At 57.4% G+C, this 352-nt stretch carries 1 protein-coding gene; it reads left to right on the forward strand.

What is annotated here, in order from left to right:
- Window positions 1-352: RNA-guided endonuclease InsQ/TnpB family protein (locus tag C5469_RS23140; RefSeq protein ID WP_166311060.1), on the forward strand; the 352-nt coding region annotated here is incomplete at both ends.

The following is a 352-nucleotide window of genomic DNA, read 5'->3' on the forward strand; positions in this document are numbered from 1 at the left end:
AGCCCGGAAGGAACGTTCGGGCTAAATCAGGCTTAAATCGCGCGATACGGGAGCAGGGCTGGTATGAAATGCGCCGTCAGCTAGAATATAAGCAGCTCTGGCGCGGCGGTCAGGTACTGGCAGTCCCACCGGCCTACACCAGCCAGCGGTGCGCATGTTGCGGTCATACAGCCAAAGAGAACCGCTTGTCGCAGAGTAAATTTATGTGCCAGGTGTGTGGATATACCGCGAACGCAGATGTCAACGGCGCTCGTAACATTTTAGCGGCAGGACATGCCGTGCTTGCCTGTGGAGGGAGGGTGCAGTCAGGCCGCCTGTCGAAGCAGGAACCAGACACTGAGCAATCAGTCGT

The organism is Photorhabdus cinerea (assembly GCF_011189575.1).
Taxonomy (GTDB): domain Bacteria; phylum Pseudomonadota; class Gammaproteobacteria; order Enterobacterales; family Enterobacteriaceae; genus Photorhabdus; species Photorhabdus cinerea.